This window comes from Sphingobium fuliginis, from assembly GCF_015074805.1.
Lineage (GTDB): Bacteria > Pseudomonadota > Alphaproteobacteria > Sphingomonadales > Sphingomonadaceae > Sphingobium > Sphingobium fuliginis.
This window is the reverse complement of record NZ_CP060035.1, coordinates 303,994-330,808: the sequence shown is the minus strand read 5'-3', so window position 1 is coordinate 330,808 and position 26,815 is coordinate 303,994. Positions and strand designations below refer to the sequence as shown.

Here is a 26,815-nt window from a genome sequence, read left to right as displayed (position 1 = left end):
CCTCGGGGGGGACCTTATTTCTTCGTCCACCGGTCCAGCCAGCCCAGCGCCTCATCATACCATTGCAGCGAGTTGCGCGGCTTCAGCACCCAGTGATTCTCGTCCGGAAACACCAGCAGCTTCGATGGCACGCCGCGCCGCTGCAACGCGGTGAAGGCCGCCAGTCCCTGCGTATAGGGAATGCGGAAGTCCTTCTCCCCCGTCACCACCAGCATCGGCGTCTTCCACCGGGTCACATGGTTGACGGGGTTCCATTTCTCGAACTCCTGCGGATTTTCATAATAGGGTCCGCCATGTTCCCATTCGTCGAACCACAGCTCCTCCGTCTCATAGGCCATGGCGCGGGCGTCGAACACGCCGTCATGCTGAACCAGGCATTTGAACCCGTCGGGCCAGTTGCCTGCGATCCAGTTCATCATATAGCCGCCATAGCTGGCGCCGAGCGCGCAGCCATTGCCCGCATCGACCTGCGCATCCTTGGCCGCGGCGGCGGCCAGACCCAGCTTCAGGTCCTCCAGCGGCTTCCCGCCCCAATCCCTGTTGATGCTGTCGGTAAAGGCCTGCCCATAGCCGGTCGAGCCGTGGAAATCGACGATCACCGCCGCATAGCCATGGGCGGCGAACGCCTTGGGATTCCAGCGATAGGACCAGCTATCGTTGAAACTGCCCTGCGGCCCGCCATGGACCAGCAGAGCCACCGGCAGCTTGCCCGCCCCCTCCTTCGGCTTCACGATCTGGCCCCAGACGGTGTCGCCATCGGCGCCCCTGAAGCTGAAGCGCTGCACCGACACGTCGTCGATCCCGGCCAGCTTGTCCGCATTCACGCTGGTCAGCCGCACGGCCCTGCCCTTGCCGGGCATCTTCCAGAAATCGGCGGGCGCCTGGATGCTGTCGAGCGAATAGACGAAGCCGCCTTTGGGCAAGGGCAGGACGCTGCCCACATGCCCGGTCCGGGTCAGCCGCGCGACCCTGCCCGACGCAGCGTCCACCCGGAACACCGGATGATCCAGCACATCGTCCGCCGTGACCAGAAGGCCCTTCCCGTCCGCCGTCCAGACGATCGACGCGACCGACCGGTCCCACGCCTCGGTCAGCGCCCTCGTCTCCCCGGTCGCGATGTTGCGCAGCATCAGCACCTGCCGGTCGCTCTCATAACCGGGCCGCTTCATCGCTGCATAGGCCAGCCATTTCCCGTCCGGAGAGACGGCGGGCATGCTGTCCATCGCATCATTGCCATCCGTCAGGTTGACCGGCGCCGCGCTGCCGTCGGCGGGAACCGCGAAAATGTCGAGATTGGTCGAAAGGGATTCGATCCGCCCGGCCTCACGCAGCGCGAAGAACAGGGTCTTGCCGTCCGCGCTCCACGCAATCTCCTCTGCGCCGCCAAAGGGCTTGGACGGGCTGTCCCCGACCAGCGCCCCCATGACCGACACCGCCCTGCCGCCGCCAAGCGGCATCACGAATATCCGGGAACGCTGGCCGTCCGCCCATATGTCCCAATGGCGTACGAACAGTTGGTCATAGACCCGGCCCGTGCCCGCGCCGGGCGGCGGGGCCGCCTTCACATCGTCCAATGTCTTCGCGCCTACGGGCCGGTCCGCCCACAGCGCGACCCGATCGCCCGCCGGACTCAGCAGGAAACCGGAAATCCCGCCGGGCGCCTGCGTCACCTGCTCGCTTTTGCCGCCGGTCAGGGCAACTCGCCAAAGCTGGTCGTCGCCGCTCTGGTTGGAGAGATAATAGAGCGATTTCCCGTCCGCCGAAAAGGCAGGCGCGCTTTCATTCTTATCCGCGACGGAGGCGATCATGCGGGGCGCCGCGCCCGCCTGACTCAGGTCCAGCAGGTACAGGTCGGTCCGCCCCCTGTTCCCCGCAAGATCGGTCACGCGCAACTGATAGGCCAGCCATTGCCCGTCCGGCGAAACCGCCGGCGCCGACACGCGGCGGAGGCCGACCATGTCGCTGGGCGTGAATGGCCGGGCAGAGGCCGGCGCGACGGCCAACGCCGATTGGGCCAGGGCCAGAGCGCCAAGTCCCGCCTGCAGAAGATATTTCATGGATGAACACCCTTGGATCGGATCGCGCCGCTCTCGTGCGGGCGGCGTCGACAGCTATGGACAAGGGTGTAGGCAGCGTCCCGCCATGGCGCAAGGATCAACCACCGGAGCGTAACAAAAGAACAAAGATCGCCGGATCATGATGCGTAAGGCACGCAACGCGCCCAGGACCGGCAACCGTTCGCCGCAAATAGGCGAATCAGCGCACGCTGCCAGCTCAACGGCCGGTGATGCGGGCGATTTCCTTGGCCACCATATCCTCGACCATCTGCGGCAACCGCGCGTCCAGCCATTCCTTCAGCATCGGCTTCAGCATCGAACGCACCAGCCCGTCCAGCGTATTGTCCTCGCCTTCCCTGGGCGTCACGAGCATGGAGGACAAGGCGGACAGCGAATGCCGCGCCGCCACTTCGCTCTCGACGGACAGGATGGACGCATCCTCCTGTTCGGCAACGGGCCGGGGCGTGCGGGACGTTCGGTGGGCGGGCATGGGTTCCTCCACAGCAACCTCGTCGGTCAGTTCCAGCACTTCGTCGCTGGCAGGGTCGGACATCGCCTCCACGACCGGCACGGGCCTGACCTTCTGCGCGGCCTCGCCGCGCACGCGGCGCGGCAGGGTCTGCACCGCTTCCTCGCCCTCTTCAGCGATGATCCGCTTGATGGACGACAGGATGTCCTCCATCGAGGGTTCCTTGCTCATGTCGCCCATGGTCAATCCCTGTTCCAGTCCCCGTTAACGCCATAGCACCAAAGGAACGCCTTCGGGGTTAAAATTGCGTTAAGGCTGCGCCAAACCGGGGTCCACATTGGCGTTTTGCGCCGGGGAGTCAACGGTCCGCGTCGATTGGACCTTCGGTGCGGGGTCGAAATCCCAATCGAACCACTTGCCCTTCACCCGCTCATAATTAACCATCGGATCATAGAGGGCGCCGGTTTCAAGGTTCAGGTCGTCGGCCTCCGCATGGCCCATGGCCGCCAGCAGGCTGAAGCCGGCGACATAGGCATTGCGCCGCGCCGTCACCAGTTGGACCTTGGCGTTCACCGCCTCCTGCTCGGCATTCAAGATGTCCAGGATGGTGCGGCTGCCCACGGAATTCTCCGCCCTCACCCCTTCCAGCGACAGGTTCGCCGCGTCCACCGCCTTCTGGTTCGACTGGATGCTCTCCAGCGAGGCCTGCCAGCTCGCATAGGCGGATCGCGTCTGCGCGATGACGCCGCGCTCGACCTCGATCTCCTGCTCCATGGCCTGCGATTCGAGCGCCTGCCGCTGCCGCACCTGCGCGGCCGGACGCCCGCCCTGGTAGAGCGGAACGCTGATCTGCACGCCCGCGGACGCCTGCTTGTTGATCTGCGATCCGTTGGCGCTGTTCACGGCGTTGAGCGAGTCGAGATAATTGGTGTAGCCCGCCTGGGTGAAGGCGGAGAGCGTGGGCGACACCGCCGCCTTCGCCGCCCTCACATCATAGGCCGTCGCTTCCCGGCTCTTGGCCGCGGCCAGGATGTCCGGATTGTCCTTCAGCGCGACCTGCACCGCGGCGTCGGGCGTAGCGGGCAGTCCGGGCAGTTCGGGCGGCGGCTGAAGATCGCCCGGCGCCTCACCCACCAGCGCGATGTAATTTTCCCGGCTGGCGATCAGATTCGCTTCCGCCGTCTGGAGATTGGAGCGGGCGAGCGCCAGCCGCGACTCGGACTGCGCGACATCCGTCCGGGTCACGTCACCCACTTCGAAACGGTCGCTGGTCGCCTGGAGATTGACCTCCAGCGCCTTCACATTGGCCTGGTTGAGCGCGACCACCGCACTGTCGCGGATCACGTCCATATAGGCGGCCACCACCTGCGAGAAGACGCTCGCCTCGGTCCCGCGCAGATCGGCCTGGCCCGCGGCAACGCGGGTCTTCGCCGCCTTCACGCCGTTGCGCACGGCGCCGCCGGAATAGACCGGCACGGTCAATTGCGCGTTCGCATCCACCGTCCGCTGCGGCGAGGTGAAGCTGATCGTCGGCTTGAGAATGCTCTCCGTATAGGTTCCGGTCGCTCCCAGAGAGGGCCGACCCGCCGCCTTCTGAAGCGGCACATTCTCGTCGGTCGCCCGCTGCCCGGCACGCGCGCCCGTCAACGTCGGGTTGGACCGGTAGGCCTTGGCCAACGCCCCCTGCAACGTCTCCGCATGGGCCGCGCCCGCCAGCGTGGAGGACATCGACAGCAACAGGATGAGGGCGGCGCGCCCCGGAAGCTGAACTTTTGCCGTCATGTCCCCCCCAACAGGCCCTTTCAGAACACAAATCTTTCCGGCGCCGCGAAGCCCGGAAGCACAACCATTTCGATGTCGGCGAGGCGGGAAAGACCCAGCACGCCCGACACCACCCGGCCGCTGCACAGACGGGTGACGCCGCGCTCGACGATACCCGTCACCACCCGCGCGCCATCGGCAAGCTGCTGAACGAGCGCGGCGGGCACTTCCTCCACCGCGCCGTCGACAAACAGCACGTCATAAGGCGCGCCGGCCGCGGAACCGGCATTCAGCGGGCCGCGGACAAGGGTGATGCCGTCGACCGCGATCTGCGGCCCGCCCTCTTCCTCGACGGCGGTGACCTGCGCGCCCAGCGCCGCGAGCAGCGCCGCGCTGTACCCGGTCGCCGCGCCGATCAGCAGCACCTTGTCGCCCTTGAGGATCTGCGCTTCCTTGAGCAGGCGGCCCGTCACCAGCGGCGGATTGAGCGCACGCCCATTCGCCAGCGGGACCGGCCGGTCGACATAGGCCATCGCCCGCCGCTCGGCCGGCACGAATTCCTCGCGCGCCACATGCGCCATCGCCGCGATCACGCGCTGATCATCCACATCGCTGGTGCGAAGCTGGCTTTCGACCATGGCGGTCCGCATCGATGAAAAATTCTGCTCGGTCACGACAATTCCTCGACTGGGATAGCTTTTAGAAAAGCTGTATTAGGAAAGCAATACAGCAAAGATATAATCGGACCTCTAAATCAGCGGACAAGCCACGCCAAGCGGCTTTGCGCGCCCTGGCGCCAGAATCTTGCGCCCCAATATAACAGCGCTGCTTGACTTTGCATCAAAAGCCGCACATTTGCGGCCACCCATGCCGAGGCCCGATGGCGGAGTGGTGACGCAGCGGACTGCAAATCCGTATACGCCGGTTCGATTCCGGCTCGGGCCTCCAGCAACATATTGAAAAATAAGCAGTTTTCTTTATGCTATGGCGTGATCGGTAGCTTGGCTAGAGCCTCTGTGTAATTCCTGTGAAATGGGACGGGGCAAACACCGATCCATCGCATCCAGCGCGCGATCCACATGCTGTCCATGGATATGCGTATATCGCAAAACCATAGTCAAAGTCTTATGTGCACTAATGCGCTGGATGGTCGGCAAATCCACACCAGCTTTTACAAGGCGGGTGATGGCGGTGTGCCTCATTGTATGAGGGGTAACCTTTGAGGGGTCTAACTTGGCCCTAACTACAGCCCGCGCAAACTGCCGCCCCATGTTGGTGCGGTAACCCGTTTTCGAATCATCAACATTAACGGCTGGGAAAATCCAGCCGTGCGAATCAGCCTCCTTCTCCATCTGCCGCTTGATGGCGCGAGCCAATGATGGCGTGATCGGCTGCTCCCGTTCCCCAGCCTTGGCTTGAGGTATGAAAATTCGGCGCGTATCGAAGTCAACCTGATCATAGCGCGCCCGCAAAATCTCCCGATGCCTCATTGCCGCCCCTAATCCAAACGCAACAAAGAGCCAAAGTCGATCATCTTCGTCCTCCAAGGCGGATTTCATAAGCGCGTCGGCGTCCGCATCCGACAGAACGGATATAGGTTTAACCGCCTCGGCTTCTTTCTTGAATTCCGGCAATCTGTCACGACTGATCCATTTCCATGACACCGCCGACCGATAGAGATGCGATAGGGTCGCGAACTCCCTGTTTATAGTGGCATCGGAGGCCCCCGCCTCTCTTCTTACAGCCCGATACCGCGAGAGATCAAAGGTAGTGAGCTTGTCTAGCCGGTTCTGCGCGAAATATGGCTTAAGGTGCATGGTGAGGTGCTGACGCTTCGCCTTCATATTTTTGCCACCTCCCTCTTCCATACGCTTGATGTAGCCATCAGCCGCCTCCTTGAAGGACATGGCGATTTTCCTGCCCTTTGGTAGGTCCAGGCGCTCTTCCCTCGCCCTTGTGCGCAGCAGTTCTATTGCCTCTTGGGCTTGGGTTAGAGTCACGCCCTCACTTGCCTTACCGATGATCCGATGATGGCGCTCGCCGTCGACCATGATGTTGATGGAATAGCGGACTTCGCCCTCCACCCCATCAGTTAGCTTTTCAGCGGTGATCCCCTTTTCGGTGATGCGCTCACCCTTGCGCAGGGCACGAATGGATTTTCGAGATAGAGAAATCTTGACCGTCATATCGACTCCTTGCTGGTCACAAATATAGTTCGCCATCTCTCAGAGTCAAATTGACGATATGTTCTGTATTTTCCTATCCTATTCTATATATCTCGAAACACATTAAGTCTTATTTCATGGAATTAAAAAGTAGACTTAAAGTTAAGTTCATTTTTCATTTCCCAAATCCGCGAATCAGTTCTATATGGCGTGTCCCCATCAACTGGAGGACCAATGATGCCACGCATATCCTATGACGCTGCCGCTACTGGAGCGGCAGGCAGACTCAATCGAACCGACGCCGGGCGCTACCTCGGCGTCACCAGTAAGACGCTTGCCGAATGGAGGAGAACGGGCAAAGGTCCGCCTTCTCATAAAATCGGTGGCATGTGCTTCTATTACACCGACGATCTTCGGGCATACGTTCGTGAGCAAGCGGGATTACAGAAATGACCGCTTCTAAACGTGAGAGGTTTGGCCACGATCTTGCCGGTCTTCTGCATGCAGTCGAAGAATGGGAGTCTTTTGACGTCAAATGGTATAAGTTCCCGCACGCCGAACCGATCAAAGAAGATTGGCCCGCCTTCTTCAAGCAAGAGCAGCGCAAGAGGGTGGATTTGTATCTTGAGCAGAGAAAGCGGCGACCGAACCTAATAAAACCCGAGCCGTTGCCACCTCTGGATGAGGATGCTTGCCATGATCTTGGAATATTTTAGCGGAGAGCCAAATAAAGCCCCGTAGAGCGCATTCAATGGCGTTTGGCTACCATCCTAGCCAAAAGATGATTTTGGCGTCTGGTGAGGCTTGCAGCGGAAAAATCAGGCAATTCAATTGCAGGTTTCGCTAGAATGCAGGAAAAATCTTCTATGATTGTGATTTCAACTCACATATCAGGATTTATCCAGCATATTTCTACTATATTGAAAGGAGTTATCTTAAATTGATTCATTAGTTTATTTTAATTGAATATAATTAAACTTAATTATTCACGTTGGTTTCTCTCTAAAAACCTTCTCGTATACCTTCTCTCTCCCTCTCTCTCTTTCATTAATAAAGAAGGGAATTGAATGAAGATAAATGAAATGGAAATATTATGTCAAAATATTATGATAGAAAAGATATATACATTTGTTTGTATTTTAAGGAATTAAGTACATCATTAACAAATCTGATTGATGAACTTATAGGTGAAATTCTTACCCTTGGTTTTAACTCCCGGAAAAACACACTAGTAAGAGCCTTGGCCCCCATCTGTGTTGGACTACTTCGGGCAGTGCATAAAGGTAGTGGCCGCTACGCTTACAGACCTATGGCAACGGCTGATTTCACCGGAATGCCCGTTAGTCATGGACCTTTTAAAAGCGCCATGGATGGCCTGATCGCCTTGAAATATGTCACAGTCAAAGAGGGGTGCAAACCTGCTGTCCCTTCACCCGGCAATCCAGCAAGAACCAACAGATACAGACCTACCTCCAAGTTCATAGCTCTTGTCGGGAAGCATGGGATCAAGCCTGCTGAATGGAAGGAGCATTTTGAACCGCTGCCCCGTCCAAAAGAGGTTGCTAAACCTATTCTGCTGCGGACTGAATCGCCTTGGATCGATTATGGAAAAGGGCGGAAGATAAAACGGCCAAAGGACTCGATGGCCGTTTCTTTGACCGATCCCTTCGCTGTTGTGGAAGGCGGCCGGGTCAATGAACTGAATGCCTATTTCGCCGCACAGGATATTCAGCCCGCTTACCTGTTGGGCGGCTTCCAGCGGATTTTTAGCGATGGCGATAAACCCGGCTTCAACTGGAACGTTGGCGGCAGGCTCTACAACATCGGCGGCGGATATCAGCAGGAAGATAAGAAAACCCGCCTTGCGATGACCATTAATAGCGAACCTGTGGTTGAAATCGATATCAGGGCCAGTCACCTGACCATCTTACATGCCTTAAAGAAGGAGCCGATGCCCGCCGGTGATCCATATGAAGGGACAGGATATCCTCGTGCCATTGTAAAATCTTGGGTGGCGATGACTTTGGGCCATGACAAGCTGCCGGGGAATAAATGGTCTCCCTCGGCCAAAAAGGCCTATGCCAAAAAGCAATGCGATATCAGGCAGCGAGGCGGGTTTTTCCAATTCTTCTGCGAATCAGTCTGCAAGGCTCGTTGCCTGCAAAAATTCCATCCGATGAGCGAAGTCGGGCCAAATATCGCCCCGCATTTCCCTATCCTTGATGATTGGGCCACAAGCCCTTGGCGATGGGGTGATTTCCAGTTTCTTGAAAGCAATGCTGTGATCGATGCCGTGCATCATCTGGCTATGGTCCATGACATACCCGCGCTTCCTGTCCATGACAGCCTGATCGCGCCGAAGAGCCAGCAGGCCATAGTGGAGCAGGTCTTATCCGACATGTTTTTGAAGCATGTGGGGGTAAGAGTCTGACTCGGAATCGGAATGCAAGTAAAATCAAAGCCTTGCGATTTTGCGAGTGATGAACTGAACGGAAGCAAGGAAGATCCACGCGATCGCGCTCTCAATCGTGCGCTCAAAGTCTTTCGCCAGCCTTCGATTACGATTGAGCCACGCCAATGTTCGTTCGACGACCCAACGGCGTGGCAACACGAGAAAGCCACGGGCGGTGTCTGACCGTTTGACGATCTCGATCGTCCAGTTGCCGGTCTTCATGGCTTTCTTGCTGAATTTCGGCCCGGCATAACCGCCATCGGCAAATATGTGGGACAGCCATGGGAAGCGCCGATGTATTCGCTTCAGGAGCAGCGGCCCGCCATCCCGATCCTGAATGTCAGCGGTGTGGACGATCACGTCGAGCAACAGACCGAGAGTGTCTGTGAGGATATGGCGCTTGCGTCCCTTGATGCGCTTGCCCGCGTCGTAGCCGCGAGGCCCTCCGCTTTCCGTCGTTTTGACCGACTGGCTGTCGATAATACATGCGCTCGGGCTCGCCTCGCGGGCCTCCAGTTCACGCGCTACCATCACCAGCCTGTGGTTGATTGCCCGCCACAATCCCATGTCGCGAAACCGATAAAACCACCGCTGAACGGTTGTGGCGGGCGGAAACAACCCAGGCGGCAACATCCGCCACGGAAGCCCGCCTCGCAGAAGATACAGCATAGCATCAACAAGCTGGCGCCAATCCCATTTGCGACGCCGACCAAGCGGCAGATCGCCAGGCATCATCGGCTCCAGCACACGCCATTCGGCATCGGTCGTGTCACTTGGCAAACGCAGCCCTTTGCGCGCATGCTGCGCGCGGGTGGTATCGGTCCACATGGGATACTCCGTCGGTGTCTCGCAACTCCGACTGAATCACATGTCGCTGATATCGCCCACCTTTCTTTCAGATCCTATTCCGGTTCAGGCTCTAAGGCCAATATTGACCGTCAAGTGATATCAGGGCGGCAGCATGCCGCCCCGGCTCTACAAGGAAGAGATGATCGCCTTCCTTTGCTCATCATATTCTTGCTGATTGATGATGCCGTTAGCCCGCAGCGTATCGAGCCGCATCAATCTTTCTTCTGGTGTCGGGTTACTGTCAGCCTTTTCTACAGGCTTTGGAGCAGTTTTCGGCAGATTGGCGACTACAACCTTGGGCGGAGTCTTGGCTTTCTTCTTAGCCTGGGGCATCGACGCTATTGCTGCGATGATGCCAAAAATGAAGCCGCCAGTAAGAAGTCCGGTAAAACCTCCAACGGCATACCCAAGCCCGCCGCCGATAAAGAGGGCAACGCCAATGCATCCATGCGCAGCTTGGTCGCTCGACTTGTCACGCTGACAATAGGGGCAGACTTGCCCTGCAAAAGGAATATCTTTCCCGCATCCTGAACAGCGCATAAACGCTCCTGTCCTTTTATGTAATCAATGCTGGCTATCCGGCTACGGTGTAGTCCGCCGCGTCATAGGTGCCATCAGAATATTTTTGGCCAATTCTGATCGTGCTGCCGTCGATGCTGTAGGTGATCACTTCATCATTCGGATCGTTTCGCCAGCGTCCCGCTCCTGACGCTCCGAAGGCATCAACAGAGCGCCACATGACCCGCTGGCCTTCCAAGCGGCAATCATCTTTCCAGATCGTGCCATCATCGGGCCGCTTGTACTGGATGCGAACAATACCACCCCGATTGCTGACTACCTTCATGATAGAGGGGCTTTTACCCATCATATGGGCCACGGCAGCGCGGCACACTCGCACCAGATCAGCGCTAGAAACCGATGCTTTGATATTCATCGCTGCATCTGCCGCCGCCATGGCATCGTTCATCGCGGCGTCGGCGGCGTTGGATGCATTCATTGCCGCTTCAACGGATTCGTTGATCGACTGTGCCTGTTCCATCGGACCTGAAGAAAATTTGATGACGGCGGCCACAATGAACGCGACTGCCAAGCCACCGAAGATTAATGCCCCAACGGGGTTACCACCCCATTTTGCGTTATCTTCGGCAGTGGCCGCTCCGCCCTCTGTAGGGAGCGTCGGTTCTGGCTCCTTCCCCTCCAAAGCGGTTGACTGAAATCGATACCCGCAATGCTTGCAGACCTTTGCAGCGGCTTTGATCGTTTCTGCACAATCTGGGCAGGTAGTTTCGTCAGCGTTCATGATGCCGCCCCTTCACCGGGGCATCGCAAGGTGCCGATCAGCTTGCCATCAAGCCAGAAGTCATCGGCCAATTCGCAGCCTGTGCCCTGCTTGGCGGCCTTCCTCATTCGTTCCCGAAGATTATAGCTGACCCCGTCACCGAAGATGCCGCCGTCAACGACCTTCACGCTACCGTTATCATAGCGGATGACCCGGAAGGACTGGCCATCGATGCTGACCTTATGTCGCTCGATTTCCTTGGCCCGCGCAAACGCAGCCGGTGAGTGACCCGCCGCCAAAGCGACAATCAGCATGGATGATACTATTCGACTGATCTTCATTACGCCCCCTATTCAACATGGAGGCGTAGCCCGGCCCGAAGCCGGGCGTTCGTAACCTGAAGGAGTCCGACAGGCGCATGCGCCTTTACCCTTGCGGGTTGGACATGCGCGCATGCCACCCGGCCGAGAAAACTCGACCGGCTGACTCTTCTTGGGGTTACGACGCCCCACAGCTTCGATTTGGCAAAGCTGCATGTTCCTGATGGCAAAACAGGGCGTTGGGGTAAATCCCTATTTGTTCTTCTATCTGTTTCGTAACCGAAATGCCTTCACCAAGGCGACAAGACTGGTGACGATCGCTGCCACGCCCATCAAAAACGAACCATCGATATTGACCATGTGCCGAATCCTTTCCTATGAGACATGTTCTCTTTTTGTTCTCAAATAGGAAAGGTGATTCTCATGGGCGTGCGCATTGAACCCATTCCAGATTCTGTTCGCGTTCGGATCAGTGGTGATGTGGAAACAACCCTATCCGTCCCCTATGAGGATGATGACCGCTTCCTTGTGGCGCTCAGCGATGGCACCCTGCTTGTCGGTTCCTATGATGAAGACCTACGCTGTAAGTTTGACGTTGCGCGTGATGGTGCAGGAATAGTTCGCTTTGAAAGCGGAGCAGCTTATGTAGATTGGCGTGTAGAGTGGGCCACTATCGGCATATATGATGCTAATGTTGTAGAACCAAGCCAACCAAAGCCGATGCCTTTGTTTCCAGATTTAGAAGATCTGCTTCATTAAGCGGAAAACTATTTTTCAGAGTTTATTTTTATATTTCATTCTTATCAACCTATACTTCAAAATAGGCGATTTTAAGCCTCGTAGAGCGTCGATTTTCTATTTGGCTAGGTAGGTAGCTAAAATTTGATTTCGTTGTCTGGCAGCCCCTTCCAGGGCAAAATAGAGGCATTCTAGTGGGGCAGGGTAGGTCTTTTACCCTCTGCTATGACGAAGTTGCTGTTTTGTAATGAAATTGGGGCTGTCTCTTGGCCCTATCAGCCTATAACGTGCGACTTCCTGTCCACGGGGGGCAGGATGACCCCGGCATCTGGTTCCCAAAGCCCCGCCGGGGTCAATCCTACCCTATTCATCGGTAGGCATGTTGGGCTTAATGGCTAACATGGGTGGATCCGGGACCTTCCGCTATCGGTTGGTAAAGCGCTATACCGGACATCCGAATTTTCCAATGAGGCCAGCGTGAGAATAATGATCGCAGCAGTGATGGGACTATTGGCATCAGTTACTAGTTCAGCGAACGCCAGCAGCATTGTAGGGCCGGGACGGTTTTGCGGCTATTCACCGATTATCGACCTGCGAGATGGTGAGAAGGTCACGACTTTGGAGGGCGGGATACACGGGGGCAGCTTCCGCTGGGAAGGTGCTTTCGGGACCCTCGAAGTGCATGGAGTAGGATGGGCCAGTCGTCCGAGGGGTCGGATTGTTAAGGCCCGCTCTTCTAACAATCTCGCACGATTTGCACAAAAGCGAGTGGAAGGCCTTTTACCATATAGCAATCTGGAATGGCGAGCACGGCGCTGCCTATTTCACATCGCCAAAATCGTTTACCCGTCCTCAATTGGATGCAATTGATCGAGTAGAACTATTTGAGGAAGGTCAGTCCCCATCCAACTGCAAATTACGCACCATCTTCTCTTGGGAGTAGGCAAATTCGGGCAGGTTTTGATTGCGGTTTCATCCGATACGAACGGCAATGGTCGCCTGCCGCTGGGCGGCTTCCGAACCGCGAACCCGACGATCCGCTTACCGGCGGCGCGGATCGATTCGCGCGCAGGGAACAGCGATCCATGGTGGATTCCAGATGATCCGCTCTTGGGCAAATTTTTTGGATAGCTGCCGTAACCTGCTGTTTACATTGGCTTGAGAGAATAGCTACGGCGTGGCTGTCCAGAGAGCAAAATGAAACTTCATGCAGAAATCGCTGATCAGCTTAATATCCGTCGTGGTATGGTTCCACGTGAATGCAGTACGCTCGATGATGCGGTCCTTTGGTGTTGTCGACATGATATTCACCCCGCCTTCCCTTGGGACGGCCTAGATTATGACCCCACCGTCGAGGAAAGGAACGCATTATCTCTTCCTTTGTTAGAAGACTATCTCGGCCTTATATTATCCAACGCGAAAAGTATTAATATAGCATCATACGCAAGATCATTATTGGATAGAATTGATAGCGATCTCGCAAATTTGGAACGATATTGTGATGGTGGCATCCCACCATCAGCGATGAGTGACCTTTTTACCAGATTTACTACAAATGGGTTTGATAAATCCCAGAGAGATAGAGAGCTATCAATTTACCCGTTTGACGATTTTGATATAAGAATAACGGAAGATAAAATTAAAGAATTACAAAATAATTACGTTGTAGATATGATAGTAAAAATGTTTTCTTCATATTTTCCAAAAACAATAAAAATGGCGAAATCCTTATGCTACATTAGCTATACCGATAAAATATATTGTTATCATGTCGATTTAATTCATACAACAATGCGATCATTCATATTCTCGAATGCCGCCATACCGGCCGAAGGCAAGTTCAAATGGCGCATGTACCTCGATGATTGGGCGCGTCATGCCACTTTGTTTATCCGTCCTCGCATGAAAGAAGACTTCACCGGCTAACGTCTGCTAGAGGCGAGTTCCGTTGGTTTTTGCAGTGTCTTAAATTGGTCGCCTGCCGCTGTGCAGCTTTCCAATCCTGAACCGGACCAGCGGGATAACGGCGGTGCAGAATGATTCGTGCGCCGGGATCGACGATGCCGGCTGGTTAGCGGACGGGCGGGTTTAAACTATCGTGTAAGCTATACCTGCCATTATCGGCCGATCATTCGAAAGGTGCCCATAGAAATGAATGGCCTACAGAAATTCGGCATCCGGTCATCTGATGATATTGCCCTCAATGAGTCCGCCGATGATTTAGAGCGTGACATACGTGCGGTGCCGGGGCTTGCAGATTTATTGAAAGATGACTGTATGTCGTTTCATCTCGGTCACGCCATGATAAATAGCGTAGTGCGCAACTTAAACTCTCCAAAATTTCTGGATTTGTCTAGTGATGCCATTGGTCAAATGCTAGCAAATCTCCGGGAGAGATCCGAAAACTGTTTATTTTTCATGTTCATACTTGGTTGCCACAAAGATGCTATTTCTATGGAGCCAGATTCTTTTCTCCAAAAGGCAGGCTGGTCAATTCTCCGTGGCGACGACGAGCTTATTTTCTATGAGGCGTGGTTGGCAGCTGGCAAAAAATGGACGGCTTAAGTGACCGTTTCTCCGGCAGTTAAATGTGGCTCGGAATGGCAAAAAATGGTCGTTATCGCGACGATGACGTGGGAACGTTAATCTTCACGGCATGCGTTTGAACCGGCGTGAGCATGAAAATGGTTGCGCTGCCAACACCCAAGATACCCCACGCATACTTTCGCTGACGTAGATCGATCACGCCTCGGGTGATACAAAATAGGGCGGCTCCCAAGGCTGCGAAGTTCCACAAAACGAACATTGTCATGGCGCGGAGTCTGCACGAACGGCGGCTTACGGGCAACTCAAAGGTGGGAACGAATGGCCAAAACTGGTCGCTTGCAGAATGTCAGCTTCCTTGTCGCTTGTTAGGTTCGGAAAATCAAAGGTGTGAGCATTCGATGTGTCGATAGTGCAGTCAGGCGGCACCGGATTACCCAAATTTGGGCTTTTTTCTAAGACTTCGTATTAATCAAAAGCATCATTCTACTCTGTTGACAGGAATGCTTCCTGATCGTTCCCCATCAGAAGAACAGTAGATAGCCAAGCCCGACACCCACCATCAATCCGATAGGGACAATGATATAGGCGCTGATGGACGGCTTGGGCATCGGATCGAACCTCAGGCGTGGGCCTGCGCATTCATCCAATGACTTCAAGCGCCGTTCAGTTCGGAATGGTCGAATATCAGCCATGTCGCCCCCTGCGTTCCATAGCGCTCCACATGATGCCTTTATGCGGCCCGCTTTTCTACCCGCTGAATAGCTGCCCTGCTCACAGCATATTCCTTTGCCAAGGCCCCAAGGGACATGCCCTGCCGACGCTTCTCTATAATGGTGCGCTGCTGATCATCTGTAAGTGCTTGTGGACGTCCTAGAGCCTTGCCTTCTGCTTTGGCCCGCCGCAACCCTGCTTGGGTCCGTTCGATCAGCAGGTCACGTTCAAATTCAGCAACAGCAGCGATGACGCTCATAGTCATCTTTCCGGCGGCAGAAGTAAGATCGACGCCTCCAAGAGCAAGGCAATGAACCTTGACCCCTTCTGCTGCCAGCCGTTCAACTGTTGCTCTTAGGTCCATGGCATTGCGCCCAAGGCGGTCTAATTTGGTCACTATCAGAATATCGCCAGCTTCTAACCGATCTACCAACTTGGCAAAGCCCTTGCGCTCCATAGCGGCGACCGAACCAGATACGGTTTCTGTTACAATGCGCTTGGGATCGACGGCAAAACCAGCCGCTGCAATTTCCCTAATCTGATTGTTGGTTGTTTGATCGCCGGTACTGACCCGGCAATAGGCAAAGGCACGGCTCATTTCGTCATCCTTGTATCGAATCAGTGCATCGAAACTAGCAAGGTAACGAAAATATGTGGAGTCTAATTTTCAATACACCTTTGGAGGTTGTATCGGAATCGGACGGTTTTGATCTGATATGGGCGACTTCCTGCTACGTTGGATTGGTATGAATCGCAGCATTCAAAAAACTCAGTAGTAAAAAGACGTTGCAATCAGCTATTACGATCATGCAACAACTCCAGGGGGAACAGTGATAGAGCGGGAAATCGGCTCGATTGGTGACTTCTTAGCGGCGAGGCAAGCCGACGCAGAGCACTTTCCGGGCGCAATTTGGTACAGGGGGCACGCTGATGCGAAGTGGCAACTCGTGCCAGGATACATTCGATCACAACGAACTGTATCAGAGACCACGCTGATGGCGCGCTTTCGTCAAAGCGCCGCCATGTTGACGGAACGCTTGCCAAATTCTGAATTCGACTGGCTGTTCCTAATGCAGCATTATGGCGTGCCTACCAGGCTGCTTGATTGGTCAGAAAGCCCGCTTGTGGCACTGTATTTCGCAGTCGAGCCTCAGGCTGAACTATCAGCGGTCGATGGCGCTCTCTGGTGCTTAAACCCACACAAGTTGAATAAAAAGGCAAATATAAAAAGCCCTGATGAAGAATACTATATTCCATCATTTGAAGATGAAGAAATGAAGGGTTATACACCGGAAAGCGTTAGTAGGCAGAGGCGTCTAGAGCTTTCGCCTGCTGCAACTATAGCCACTAGAAATAATTCTAGAATTCAAGCTCAGTCTGGTACATTCACTGTCCATCACAGCTTAATTATCCCAATCGAAGATATTGGTGACAAGGATCATGTAGTAAAATATTTGATCCCTCATGTCCAAAAGCCAATGATATTCGAGGAACTTCGATCTCTGGGTATAAACCGTTTTAGTTTGTTTCCAGAACTGGCCAGCGTTGGTCGCATTTTGTCGGAATCGCTATCATGAGCTTTGTTGAGACATCACTGCTTAAAAACAGCACCATCATGCTCTTGTACTCAGATAGGGATGAAATTCTCCTGTCTCCATCATATCAGAGAATGGGCGGGGTCTGGACACTTGAAAAAAGACGACTGTTAATTGATTCCATACTCAATGACTACGACATTCCTAAGATATATTTTCATTCATATTCGAATGATCGTATCTCCGAAACGGGACGTCGATATGCTGTTATTGACGGACGGCAGAGATTAGAGACGATATGGTCTTTCCTGGATAATGAATTCACTCTTGCTTCTGATTTCGAATATCAAAGGGATCCTTCTATTAACCTTGCTGGGCTTTCTTATGACGATATAGCCAAGACTCACCCAAAGATAAGAATAAAGTTTGATTCTTTTATTTTACCTGTGGTGACTGTCTCAATCGAGGGCGACGAAATTGACTTGATCGAAGACATGTTTTCTCGATTAAACGAAGCAGTTCCCCTTAATGCTGCTGAGAAAAGAAACGCTTTTGGCGGGGACATGGTTACTGCAATCAATAATGTATCGGCCCATGCCTTTTTCCGCCGCTGTGTAAAATTCCCAAATACCAGATATCAGCATAAAGAAGTAGCAGCTAGATTCTTGTTAGTCGAGGAAAGTCTAAAAACGCATGGAAGGATAATTGATACAAAGAAGGTATATCTTGATAAGATGGCTATGAATTACAGACGAAGCCAGAAAGAGGTTGTAGATGAGCTAGAGGCAAAGGTTTCTTCGGTTCTCGACGACATGCTCTCAGCATTCTCTGATCGAGATGAACTGTTGATGGCACAGGGATCGATGGTGCTTTATTATCTATTGTTCCGATCTGCGGCGGATCATGGAGAACTCCATAAAATCACCCGAAGGCATTTGTTGGATTTCCGTAACGATATCGCGGAGAATCGCGAGTTGGCGGAAACGGAATATGCAGCATCATCTTTTGAGTTGTTGGAATTCGACAGATTGAATCAGCAGGGCACTAACGATGCATCGAGTATCAAGGAGCGTTTTTCAATTCTGGCTCGCTACCTGGAACTTGCGGAGCAGGACCTTTCGTGAACCGGGTCCGAGTATGACCCCGGAACTATCCTGGAGGGGGCGGCGCTCGTCTGCCACCCCGAGATGCGTGTAATTCCTGTGTAATCGTGCAGGGAAATAGCCGGAAAAAGCGGGCATCTTACGGCAAATCGGAATGATCGAATTTGTCGTAAGATACTGAATTATAGCATTAAATAGCATCGTTCAGCATTAGCCGGAATTTGCTCCCGATAGACTGCAAATCCGTATACGCCGGTTCGATTCCGGCTCGGGCCTCCAGAATCCTGTCAGCAGAAGTGTGCTGATGGTTGAAAAAACCTTAGATTTCCGCTAGTTTATGGGCATTCGCTGATCGTCGGCGATTGCCTCTGATTGCCTGTAAATGTGGCTGATGGGGGCAAATTTGGGGGCCTCGCCAGGCCCCTCCCAGAAGCGAGGCCCCCAAATGGCGCTGACCGACACCGCAGTCCGCAAAGCGAAGCCCAAGAGCAAGCCCTACAAGATCACGGACGGGCAAGGGCTTTACCTGCTGGTCAATCCGAGCGGTAGTAAGCTCTGGCGCGTCAAATATCGGATCAACGGCATGGAGCGAAAGCTGGCGTTGGGGTCGTATCCCGAAATCACGCTGGCGGAGGCGCGTTCGGCGCGTGATGCGGCCCGAAGGCAACTTGCCCATGCGATTGATCCTAACGCCGCCAAGCGTCAGGCGCGAATTGAGGCGAGCATCCGCGCCAACAACAGTTTCGCCAGCGTGGCCGAGGAACTAATTGAGAAGAAAACGCGGGAGGGGTTGGCAGAGCCGACGCTGAAAAAGATGCGCTGGTTCGTGAAGCTGCTTGGCAGCGATTTTGGTAAGCGCCCCATCGCGGAGATCACGCCGCAGGAACTGTTGCACGAACTGCGTAAGCATGAACGGCGGGGCCGGTTGGAAACGGCGAATCTTCTCCGGGCGTTCGCCAGCCGAGTGTTTCGCTATGGGGTAGCGACAGCGCGGGCCGAACGCGATCCGGCCCAACTGCTGATAGGCGCGCTGACGACAGCGAGGGTCAAGCATTTCCCCGCAATCACCGATCCGGTGGCTTTCGGCGCGTTGCTCCGGGCTATTGAGGATTATCAGGGCGATCCCGCCGTCATGTATGCCTTGAAACTCACGCCCCACGTTTTCCAGCGTCCCGGCGAAATTCGGCATATGGAATGGACGGAGGTGGATTTTGAAAAGGCGGTCTGGATCATCCCGGAAGGGAAGATGAAGATGCGCCAGCCCCATTCAGTGCCGCTATCCCGGCAGTCACTCGCCATCCTCGCCGATATGCGCTCCCTGTCCGGCTCTGGACTTTACGTGTTCCCATCGGTCAGGACACGCGAAAGGCCGCTCAGCGAGAATACGATCAACGCTGCCTTGCGCCGCATGGGCTTTCCCAAGGACCAGATGACCGCTCACGGTTTCCGCACGTCCGCATCTTCGCTTTTGAACGAATCCGGCAAATGGAACCCCGACGCCATCGAGCGGGCGCTTGCGCATATGGTCGCGGGCAGTGTCCGGCGCATCTACAACCAATCGGCCTATTGGCGCGAACGCGTTGCAATGGCGCAATGGTGGAGCGACTATCTGGACGAATTGCGGGATAGCGCCAATGTTCCCCGCCAACAGGAGAAGATTGAGCGATGGAGCACGACGACGACGCCCGCTCCCTTCGGAGAATTGTCTTACGGCTTCTCCATGAGGATGAAGATGAAGCACGAAGGGAACTGGACGACCTTATCCGCGCGGTAGCGGAATATATCGGACGGGAATCTTCCCTTTATACGTGGGCTGTTCCGCTCCTCCTCACCATTCCGCCTATTCTCCTGACAGCGTTCTTGATAACTTGGCCATTCTCGAAAACGGCTGGAAATATTCTTTTTGGAGCGGCCCAGCTATCATGTCTCATCCCGTTATACGCCATATGGAAATGGGGCCGGTTTCAATATGGGCGCGGCTGGCTTTGGAAGCCGCGCGAAGCCGTCTATATGAATGCCAGCGACGAGACGAAGGAGGCGCTGGAGAAATTCTTCTCCTATATCCAGCGCGAGGGCGGGCCAAAGGCATATTACCGGGATCGCAGAGGCAAAAAGCATTATCTGGATCGCCGCTACTCATTTGGGAAATTGCGCGTTCTGTTGCTCTCGGAGTTTGGAGCGTTCCGGTCGCTTTGTCTCTTGCCCGGTGGCAAGCGCATTTCGGAAGCGATCAGGATCGAGGCGGACCCCGACGAGGTTATCAAGGAGCTCGACATTAAGCCGAAGCGGGCGGGAGGACCGGGCCGGAAGGTCAAATACGCATATATCGAAGCCGTTTTCGATTTACGCGCCGATCCAAGGTTAGAGAGGCTAGACCTGAACGATGAGGCGGCGGCGATCCATTCCATCACCGATTGGCTCGATGAATGGTTCGACAGCGCGGCCAATGTGTCCGGCGAGATACCGAAACGCAGCCTGTTGGCCCCCTATGCCAAAAAAATTTTCGGCCATTTGCAGAATCGTCCTTCAATCGACGGGCGCTGACAGCCGTTTTCCTTTTTTTGCGAATCGGCGGGGCATTTTTGCCGCGCGCCATCTGTTTTCCGGCCACCACGCCATTGGCGGATTTCTGCGGCCTTCCCATTACTGGACGGCCCACAGGCAATCATGTGCAATTTGGCATGTCTCTCGCCGCGAATCGGCATCTACGGAGACACGCCCATGGAACCCATTGCCATTTCTATCAATGACACCGCGAAGGCGCTCGGCGTCGGGCGGTCGTCGGTTTACGCGCTGATAAAATCCGGCGGCCTCGACGCCATCAAGATCGGCAGGCGAACCTTGCTGACCACCGAATCCATCCGGCGCTTGGCCCAATCCCGCACCGCCATCTGACCCGCAGGCGCTCCACGGCCCCAGCCTTTTGAATTGGCGGGCCGCTCGGCGCCGCCTGCGCCACCTCCGCATCACACCCTTGCGATCGTGAGATTCACGAAAGGATGTCCCATGTCTATTTTTGACCGCGCCTTGGACTGGCTTGCCGATACCCTCTGGACCGGCCGGAAGGTCACACTGCACGTCACCGCCGACTTTGACCGGGCGTGTTACGTGCTTCCGCTCATTGAGAAGCTGATCGCCGATGATGAGGACGGCGAGACCTATCGCACCGCACTGATCGACTGGCACCGGGCCGAGCGTCCGCCAATCGCACTCTATGATGGCGAAGCGAGCTTCTGTCGGATCGACGGTCCTCTTCAATGGGCTGGTGATCGCCGCTTCCCGCTCGGCGGTCTGATCCTCAGTTCCGGCGTGACCGCGCACCTCGACCCGTTCGAGGCGAACGCGCTTCACGACCATATGAAAGCGGCAATCGAACGAGCCATCCGGTCATGGATTACAGATTATGGACTTCGGAATTGGCCGCGCGTCCCGATCGAGTTCGATCGCCAATATGCCGACCGTAAAGCAAAGGTGATGATCGCGGATTGGGCGGCGCGACGAGGCAGGTCACGGCCGAACGCCGCGACCGACGCGGGGGGGACGGACCATGCCTGAACCGACCTCCCTTATCGCAGGGTTTCAGGGCTGCGATGCTACGCATCGAGCCAGCAATTCAGATACACACCTCACGCACGGGTGCATCCAGCTTTTCCGCCACTTTTGGAGGCGGCGATCCGACAGCGGCTCTTACCGCGATCTGGGAAAGCGCGGATTTCCGCCCTTGGATGAGACAGCGGATCGCTGTCGCATGGGAGGCGGCCGATGAAACTCGTCCGCCACACCGTGCGCGTGCCGGTATCGCTCGACAAAGCGCTTCGCGCGCTCGCCGAGCGCCGAGGCATCAGCGTCTACGCGATGCTCCAGCGCAGCGTGAAGACGGGCGTCGCGACGCTCGCCGATCCGACTGGGCGCGATGCCATATCGGGGGAACTGGTCTCCGAACTGGCGTCGATCAGCAACCGCATTGTCGATGTCGAACATATGCTGGACCGGGCGTTGTTCACGGCTTGCGCCGCTTATTGCTACGCCCGCAGCGCGGGACTGGGCGAGCGCACCACCGACGAAATCGCTGTCGCCGAGATCAACGAGGCCTATGATCGCCAGCGGCGGCTTTCGCAGGGGAAGCGGCCATGACCCAATCCAACGATCGCCGCATCCATGCCGACGCCTTGCGCCGTCATCATCGGCTGAGCCAGTGGCAGCGGTTCAAGCGACAGATTGGTATCATGCTCGCATCGGTCGCCCTGGGCGCGATCGGCGCGCCCTACGCGATGATCGACAAGGATGAGCAATGGGCGATCGGCGTTTATGCCTATGCGCGTGGAGCGCTATGGATCGCCTTCAGCCCCGATCCGGCAATCAATGTCACATATGAGGGACGGCAATATCGCGTCCCGGCCGGTGATGTGGTCGCCCACCCATATTATCGCGGATCGGTCTCGCGCCTCTTGGCGCTATCGGTCAAAGGCGGGCTTGTCGGTTTCGTGGGCTGGCTGTCCGGTCTGCTTCTCTTGCGTGGCGTCAGGGCGCGCCGTCGCGAGCGCGACTTGCGCGATCGCGTCATCGCCGGAACCCTCGTCACCACCGAGAAGCAGCTCGCGGCACTGACCGCCGCCGAAGCCGGGTCCCACGCGCTCGCCATCGGCTCGGTGCCGATTCCGTCGCGGCTCGAGACGCGCCATATGGCGATGATCGGCACGACCGGCAGCGGCAAGACCACGGCGCTGCGCCAGATGCTCGATGGGATCGAAGGGCGCGGAGAAGCGGCGCTGGTCTACGATACCAGCGGCGAGTTTATCGCGCATTATTACGATCCCACGCGCGGCGACATCATCTTGAACTCCTTCGATGGCCGCTGCGCCTTTTGGTCGCCGTTCGCCGAGATCGCGCATCCCGCCGATGCCGACCGTATCGCGCAGCAGCTTATCACGGAGACCGGCCAGCACGATCGCGATGTCTGGCTGGAAACCAGCCGCATCCTCGTCGCCAACATGATCCGGGAATTGTGGAAGGAGAAGAAATGCACGCTGCCGGACCTGCTCGAAGCGCTTCAGAAGTGGGACAAGGACAAGCTTAAGAGCTGGCTGAAAGACACATCGTCGGCCCGGACATTCTCCGACGATGCCGACCGGGCTACCGGCAGTGTGCTCTTCATGCTCGCGAAAGCTGCGAACCTCATCCAGTTTCTGCGAATGCCGAAGGAGGGTGAGAATGCCTTCGCCTTCCGCGATTTCATCGCGGGCCTCGACAAGTGCGAGGGGGCGCGTGCTTGGATATTCGTGCCGCGCAAAGAGGACTATTTCGAGGCGTCGAAGCCGCTTCTCTCCTGCTGGCTCGAATGCGCGGCGAGCGCCGTGCTGGGGCTTTCCCCATCACCCGACCGGCGCATCTGGTTTGTGCTCGACGAGTTGGCCGACCTGCCGCGCGTGGATAATCTTGCGCGGCTTTTGCCCGAGGGTCGCAAGTTCGGCGCGGCGGTCGTGCTGACCTTTCAGGCGCTCGGCCAGATGCGGCACCGCTATGGGCCGCAGATCGCGGAATCGATGTTGGGGTGCTGCAACACCAAGTTGTTCCTCCAGACCATCGACAGCGAGACGCGCATCTGGGCCAGCCAGACGATCGGCGAATGCGAAGTCGAGATCCAAACCATGACCGACGCGCTCGCCGAAGGCGACGATGCGGCGCGCACGACCTTGGGCCGGATGCGGAAGATGCGGCCCGCGATTCTCGAAAGCGAACTCCGCCTGCCGAAATATGAGGGCTATTTGCTGTTCCCCGACGGCTTGCCGGTCGCGCGGATTAAGCTTACCGCCGATCATATCGCTCGGCGCGGGAAGGCCCGCCAGCTGGGGTTCGTCGCGGGCGATCCGAAGACCACGCTTTGGCAGCAGGCGGTGCGGACCGCGCCGTCGTCTCCGTCTCCGTCCCCATCGCCGCGGCTCTCGCCGCCGACGCCCAAGAGCCGGGGGCCGGTCTGATGGTCGCGTCCGTTTCGGCGCTGACCAGTTCGGCGCAGGCCAGCAGCTATTATGAGGCCGATGACTATTATGCAGAGGGCGGCTTATCGCCGTCCGAGTGGCAGGGCGCTGGCGCGGAGGCGCTAGGCTTGTCCGGCGAGGTCGATCGCGACCATTTCCGCGAATTGCTGGACGGCAGGATCGGCGAGCAGCAGCTTGGCACATATCGCGACGGGCAGTTGGAGCATCGTCCCGGCTGGGACGTGACCTTGAGCGCGCCCAAGTCGGTATCGATCATGGCCGAGGTCGCGGGCGACCGGCGATTGATCGCGGCGCATGGCGAGGCCGTCAAAACCGCGATGGCGCATGTCGAGACGCATATGGCCGCCACTCGCGTCCGAGACGGCGGCACCGTGACCCGCGAGGCGACCGGAAATCTGGTCGTCGCCAGCTTCCAGCACGGCACCAGCCGGGCGCAGGACCCGCAGCTTCATACCCATAATGTTATCATGAACGCGACGCGCGGCGAGGACGGCACATGGCGTAGTCTTGAACCGCGCGCCATCTACCAGTTTCAGAAGCAGATCGGCGCGATTTACCGGCAGGAACTGGCGTTGAAGGTCCGCGAACTCGGTTATGAGATCGAGGTGGGCAAGGACTCGCAGTTCGAGATCAAGGGCGTGTCCGGCGAGGTCATCGGGGCATTCAGCACCCGCAGCGCCGAGATCGAGGCTGCACTGGCGGGACGCGGCACTTCGCGCGATGCCGCCAGTGCCGCCGAAAAGCAGGTCGCCGCGCTCAACACCCGGCAAGCGAAGGTCGCGACGGACCATGCCGCCTTTGTTGCCGATTGGCGGGAGACGGCGAGCGCCGCCGGGTTCGGCCCGGAGGCGCGGCTGGCGATGGTGCGCGAGGCCGAGACCCGAGCGAGCAGCGCCGGACATCGTGTCGATATGGCCGCAGGGTCCACGATGGCTGACCGCGCTGTTGCCCATGCTGCCGACAAGCTCGGTGAACGGCAGTCGGTCTTCTCTGCCGCTGCCTTGCAGGAGGAAGCCGGGCGGATCGGGCTGGGCAAGGTCGGTTACGCTGAGATTGGCGCTGCCATCGACGCTGCCATGAAACAGGGAGAGTTGATCGACCGGACCTATCTCGACCGGCGCGGTGCGGAGTTCGCCGGGATCACCACGCGCCAGAATGTCGAAACCGAAGCCAAGATGCTGCGGATCGAGGCCGAGGGTCGCAGCGCGCTTGCCCCCATTGCCTCCCCGCTCGCCGCCGCCAAGGCCGTTGCCAGCGCCGCGATGCAGGCCGAGCGGGCGGGCCTTGGCTGGAACGCCGACCAACGTTCCGCCACCGAGCAGCTTCTGACCAGCCGCAATCGCGTCACCGCCGTTCAGGGCTATGCGGGCACCGCCAAGACGACGACAGTCCTCGCGACTTTTGCCAGCGAGACCGAGGCGCGGGGCGTGTCGGTCGTTGCGCTCGCGCCCACGGCATCGGCGGCGTTGGTATTGGGCGAGGCGCTGGGCGCGCGTAGCGATACCGTGGCGCGCCATCTGCTTGTCCCCGAGCGCCCAAGTCAGGGTCAGGCCGCCGTATGGATCGTGGACGAGGCATCGCTTCTATCGGCCCGCGATACCGCGCGGCTGTTCGACCTGGCCGACAAGCACGACGCCCGCATCATCCTTGTCGGCGACGTGAAGCAGCTTGGGTCGGTCGAGGCGGGCGCGGCGTTCGCGCAGTTGCGGGGTGCAGGCATGGAAACCGCGAAACTTGGCGAGATCGTTCGGCAGACCAACGTGGCGACCAAGGAAGCCGTGCTGGCGTCGATCGAGGGGGATGCCAAGAAGGCGCTCGCGGCGCTTGATCGCGGTGGCGGCCAGATCATCGAGAGCGCCGATCGCGCGGAACGGTTCACCGCTATCGCCGAGCGATATGCCGGACTGGACAAGACCAGCCGCGCCCGCACCCTTGTTATCGAGCCGTCGCGTGAGGGGCGCGATGCGTTGACGGCTGATATTCGTGCTGCGCTCACCAGATCGGGGGCGCTAACCGGCCTCGCCGTCACCGTGGAGAGCCTTGCCAACAAGGGGCTGACCCGCGTTGAGGCGCGCGACCCGATGAGCTATGACAGAGGCGATGTGGTGCGCTTTACCCGCGATTATGCCGACAAGGGGGTGACGCGCGGCGAGGCCTATCGGGTCGAATCCATCGATCCGGTCAAGGCTGCCGTCGCGCTCAAATCGGAGGATGGGCGCGAGGTGGATTGGCGGTTGCGGCAATGGGGTGCGGGCAAAAGCCAAGCTTTCGCGCCGCAGGCGCTAGACCTGAAAACCGGCGATAGCATTAGGTTCACCCGCAACGATCGCGAGGCGGGTCGCGTCAACGGCGGGCGCGGCGAGGTGGTCGCCGTGTACAAGCAGACCCGCACCGCCATCATCCAGACCCCGGACGGCAAGACCGAGACGCTCAATCTCGATTCCGCCCGCGACCGGCATATCGCCCATGCCTATGTTGACACCGCCTTTGCCGCCCAAGGCCGCACCGCCGATCATGTGATAATCCACGCGGACAGTAAGGCGACCAACCTTGTCGATCAGAAATCCTTTTACGTGGGCATATCTCGCGCGAAGGAATCCGCCACCATCTTCACCAATGATCGCGGCAAGTTGGTGTCCGCCATCAACGAGCGCGCCGGTCAGTTGCAGACCGCCATCGCGCAGGCCGCCATGCCGACGCCAGTTGCCGAAAAGGCGATGGGGGCCGGAATAGGGTAAAGCCGGGAAATATGTCGCTGCCCCACATGGTTTGGGATGACATTCGTAGTCCGTCCCTCTAGTTCTCCATCAGGGGAAACGCAGCTTGGCAT

General features: G+C 57.1%; 26 protein-coding genes and 1 tRNA gene. 16 read left to right on the top strand and 11 right to left on the bottom strand.

Annotated features, from left to right (window positions below; translation table 11 throughout):
- Window positions 1-14: 14 nt before the first annotated feature.
- The 4 genes from H5V43_RS01500 to H5V43_RS01485 form a co-directional block, all read right to left on the bottom strand.
- Window positions 15-2,057 (bottom strand): alpha/beta hydrolase family protein, encoded by a 2,043-nt coding sequence (locus tag H5V43_RS01500; RefSeq protein WP_099186352.1) that lies wholly within the window; start codon window positions 2,055-2,057, stop codon window positions 15-17.
- A 217-nt stretch (window positions 2,058-2,274) separates the two neighbouring features.
- Window positions 2,275-2,766: a DUF2497 domain-containing protein gene (locus tag H5V43_RS01495; RefSeq protein ID WP_025549900.1), complete on the bottom strand. Its 492-nt coding sequence runs from the start codon at window positions 2,764-2,766 to the stop codon at window positions 2,275-2,277.
- Between the two features lie 69 nt (window positions 2,767-2,835).
- Window positions 2,836-4,308, bottom strand: a complete 1,473-nt coding sequence (locus tag H5V43_RS01490) for a TolC family outer membrane protein (RefSeq protein WP_025549899.1) — start codon at window positions 4,306-4,308, stop codon at window positions 2,836-2,838.
- 20 nt (window positions 4,309-4,328) lie between these two features.
- Entirely contained in the window at window positions 4,329-4,961 is a 633-nt protein-coding gene (locus H5V43_RS01485; RefSeq protein ID WP_044661744.1) for a protein-L-isoaspartate O-methyltransferase family protein, read from the bottom strand.
- 200 nt (window positions 4,962-5,161) lie between these two features.
- Here H5V43_RS01485 and H5V43_RS01480 point away from each other — a divergent pair.
- A tRNA-Cys gene (locus H5V43_RS01480) sits at window positions 5,162-5,235 on the top strand.
- A 29-nt stretch (window positions 5,236-5,264) separates the two neighbouring features.
- On the opposite strand, the gene H5V43_RS01475 is transcribed toward H5V43_RS01480, so the two are convergent.
- Entirely contained in the window at window positions 5,265-6,473 is a 1,209-nt protein-coding gene (locus tag H5V43_RS01475) for a tyrosine-type recombinase/integrase (RefSeq protein WP_025549897.1), read from the bottom strand.
- Between the two features lie 213 nt (window positions 6,474-6,686).
- Between H5V43_RS01475 and H5V43_RS23840 the strand changes: the two genes are divergently transcribed.
- From H5V43_RS23840 to H5V43_RS01460, 3 genes are all read left to right on the top strand, one after another.
- Complete coding sequence (locus H5V43_RS23840) at window positions 6,687-6,905, top strand: helix-turn-helix domain-containing protein (RefSeq protein WP_308417379.1); 219 nt, start codon at window positions 6,687-6,689, stop codon at window positions 6,903-6,905.
- A complete protein-coding gene (locus H5V43_RS01465) occupies window positions 6,902-7,168 on the top strand; it encodes a hypothetical protein (RefSeq protein WP_128830779.1) in 267 nt (88 codons plus the stop codon). The genes H5V43_RS23840 and H5V43_RS01465 overlap by 4 nt, the downstream gene beginning before the upstream one ends.
- A gap of 377 nt (window positions 7,169-7,545) precedes the next feature.
- Window positions 7,546-8,883, top strand: a complete 1,338-nt coding sequence (locus H5V43_RS01460; protein WP_128830778.1) for a hypothetical protein — start codon at window positions 7,546-7,548, stop codon at window positions 8,881-8,883.
- A gap of 24 nt (window positions 8,884-8,907) precedes the next feature.
- Here H5V43_RS01460 and H5V43_RS01455 read toward each other — a convergent pair whose 3' ends face one another.
- From H5V43_RS01455 to H5V43_RS01440, 4 genes are all read right to left on the bottom strand, one after another.
- A complete protein-coding gene (locus H5V43_RS01455; RefSeq protein ID WP_025552332.1) occupies window positions 8,908-9,732 on the bottom strand; it encodes an IS5 family transposase in 825 nt (274 codons plus the stop codon).
- Between the two features lie 147 nt (window positions 9,733-9,879).
- Window positions 9,880-10,293, bottom strand: a complete 414-nt coding sequence (locus H5V43_RS01450) for an SHOCT domain-containing protein (protein WP_128830736.1) — start codon at window positions 10,291-10,293, stop codon at window positions 9,880-9,882.
- A 34-nt stretch (window positions 10,294-10,327) separates the two neighbouring features.
- The gene (locus H5V43_RS01445; RefSeq protein ID WP_128830737.1) at window positions 10,328-11,053 is read right to left on the bottom strand and encodes a zinc ribbon domain-containing protein; all 726 of its coding nucleotides are present in this window, start codon (window positions 11,051-11,053) and stop codon (window positions 10,328-10,330) included.
- Window positions 11,050-11,373 carry a hypothetical protein gene (locus H5V43_RS01440; protein ID WP_210769461.1) on the bottom strand — a complete coding sequence of 108 codons (324 nt, stop codon included), beginning with the start codon at window positions 11,371-11,373 and terminating at the stop codon, window positions 11,050-11,052. The genes H5V43_RS01445 and H5V43_RS01440 overlap by 4 nt, the downstream gene beginning before the upstream one ends.
- A 402-nt stretch (window positions 11,374-11,775) precedes the next feature.
- On the opposite strand from H5V43_RS01440, the gene H5V43_RS01435 reads away from it, so the two are divergent.
- From H5V43_RS01435 to H5V43_RS01425, 3 genes are all read left to right on the top strand, one after another.
- Window positions 11,776-12,111, top strand: coding sequence for a hypothetical protein (locus H5V43_RS01435; RefSeq protein WP_128830738.1), 336 nt, complete (start codon window positions 11,776-11,778; stop codon window positions 12,109-12,111).
- 1,176 nt (window positions 12,112-13,287) lie between these two features.
- Window positions 13,288-14,016, top strand: a complete 729-nt coding sequence (locus H5V43_RS01430) for a hypothetical protein (RefSeq protein ID WP_193666729.1) — start codon at window positions 13,288-13,290, stop codon at window positions 14,014-14,016.
- A gap of 225 nt (window positions 14,017-14,241) precedes the next feature.
- A complete protein-coding gene (locus H5V43_RS01425; RefSeq protein WP_040261443.1) occupies window positions 14,242-14,655 on the top strand; it encodes a hypothetical protein in 414 nt (137 codons plus the stop codon).
- A gap of 503 nt (window positions 14,656-15,158) precedes the next feature.
- On the opposite strand, the gene H5V43_RS01420 is transcribed toward H5V43_RS01425, so the two are convergent.
- Entirely contained in the window at window positions 15,159-15,329 is a 171-nt protein-coding gene (locus H5V43_RS01420) for a hypothetical protein (RefSeq protein ID WP_157846851.1), read from the bottom strand.
- Window positions 15,330-15,367: 38 nt separating this feature from the next.
- Complete coding sequence (locus tag H5V43_RS01415; RefSeq protein ID WP_025549091.1) at window positions 15,368-15,946, bottom strand: recombinase family protein; 579 nt, start codon at window positions 15,944-15,946, stop codon at window positions 15,368-15,370.
- A 232-nt stretch (window positions 15,947-16,178) separates the two neighbouring features.
- On the opposite strand from H5V43_RS01415, the gene H5V43_RS01410 reads away from it, so the two are divergent.
- The 9 genes from H5V43_RS01410 to mobF all read left to right on the top strand — a co-directional run bounded on the left by H5V43_RS01410 (window position 16,179) and on the right by mobF (window position 26,723).
- Window positions 16,179-16,925 carry an FRG domain-containing protein gene (locus tag H5V43_RS01410; protein ID WP_128830741.1) on the top strand — a complete coding sequence of 249 codons (747 nt, stop codon included), beginning with the start codon at window positions 16,179-16,181 and terminating at the stop codon, window positions 16,923-16,925.
- Complete coding sequence (locus tag H5V43_RS01405; protein WP_025549093.1) at window positions 16,922-18,007, top strand: DUF262 domain-containing protein; 1,086 nt, start codon at window positions 16,922-16,924, stop codon at window positions 18,005-18,007. Before H5V43_RS01410 ends, H5V43_RS01405 begins: the two co-directional genes overlap by 4 nt.
- A gap of 424 nt (window positions 18,008-18,431) precedes the next feature.
- Window positions 18,432-19,760 (top strand): tyrosine-type recombinase/integrase, encoded by a 1,329-nt coding sequence (locus tag H5V43_RS01400; RefSeq protein WP_193666803.1) that lies wholly within the window; start codon window positions 18,432-18,434, stop codon window positions 19,758-19,760.
- A complete protein-coding gene (locus H5V43_RS01395) occupies window positions 19,652-20,530 on the top strand; it encodes a hypothetical protein (protein WP_162195977.1) in 879 nt (292 codons plus the stop codon). The genes H5V43_RS01400 and H5V43_RS01395 overlap by 109 nt, the downstream gene beginning before the upstream one ends.
- A 177-nt stretch (window positions 20,531-20,707) precedes the next feature.
- Complete coding sequence (locus tag H5V43_RS01390; protein ID WP_004210706.1) at window positions 20,708-20,881, top strand: helix-turn-helix domain-containing protein; 174 nt, start codon at window positions 20,708-20,710, stop codon at window positions 20,879-20,881.
- Between the two features lie 111 nt (window positions 20,882-20,992).
- Window positions 20,993-21,541, top strand: coding sequence for a hypothetical protein (locus tag H5V43_RS01385; protein ID WP_025549097.1), 549 nt, complete (start codon window positions 20,993-20,995; stop codon window positions 21,539-21,541).
- Between the two features lie 207 nt (window positions 21,542-21,748).
- A complete protein-coding gene (locus H5V43_RS01380; protein WP_025549098.1) occupies window positions 21,749-22,120 on the top strand; it encodes a hypothetical protein in 372 nt (123 codons plus the stop codon).
- Window positions 22,121-22,434: 314 nt separating this feature from the next.
- On the top strand, window positions 22,435-23,964 hold the full coding sequence (locus H5V43_RS01375) for a type IV secretion system DNA-binding domain-containing protein (RefSeq protein ID WP_338055790.1): 1,530 nt from the start codon (window positions 22,435-22,437) through the stop codon (window positions 23,962-23,964).
- Window positions 23,868-26,723 (top strand): MobF family relaxase, encoded by a 2,856-nt coding sequence (mobF, locus tag H5V43_RS01370; protein WP_306303085.1) that lies wholly within the window; start codon window positions 23,868-23,870, stop codon window positions 26,721-26,723. Before H5V43_RS01375 ends, mobF begins: the two co-directional genes overlap by 97 nt.
- The last annotated feature ends 92 nt before the right edge of the window (window positions 26,724-26,815 follow it).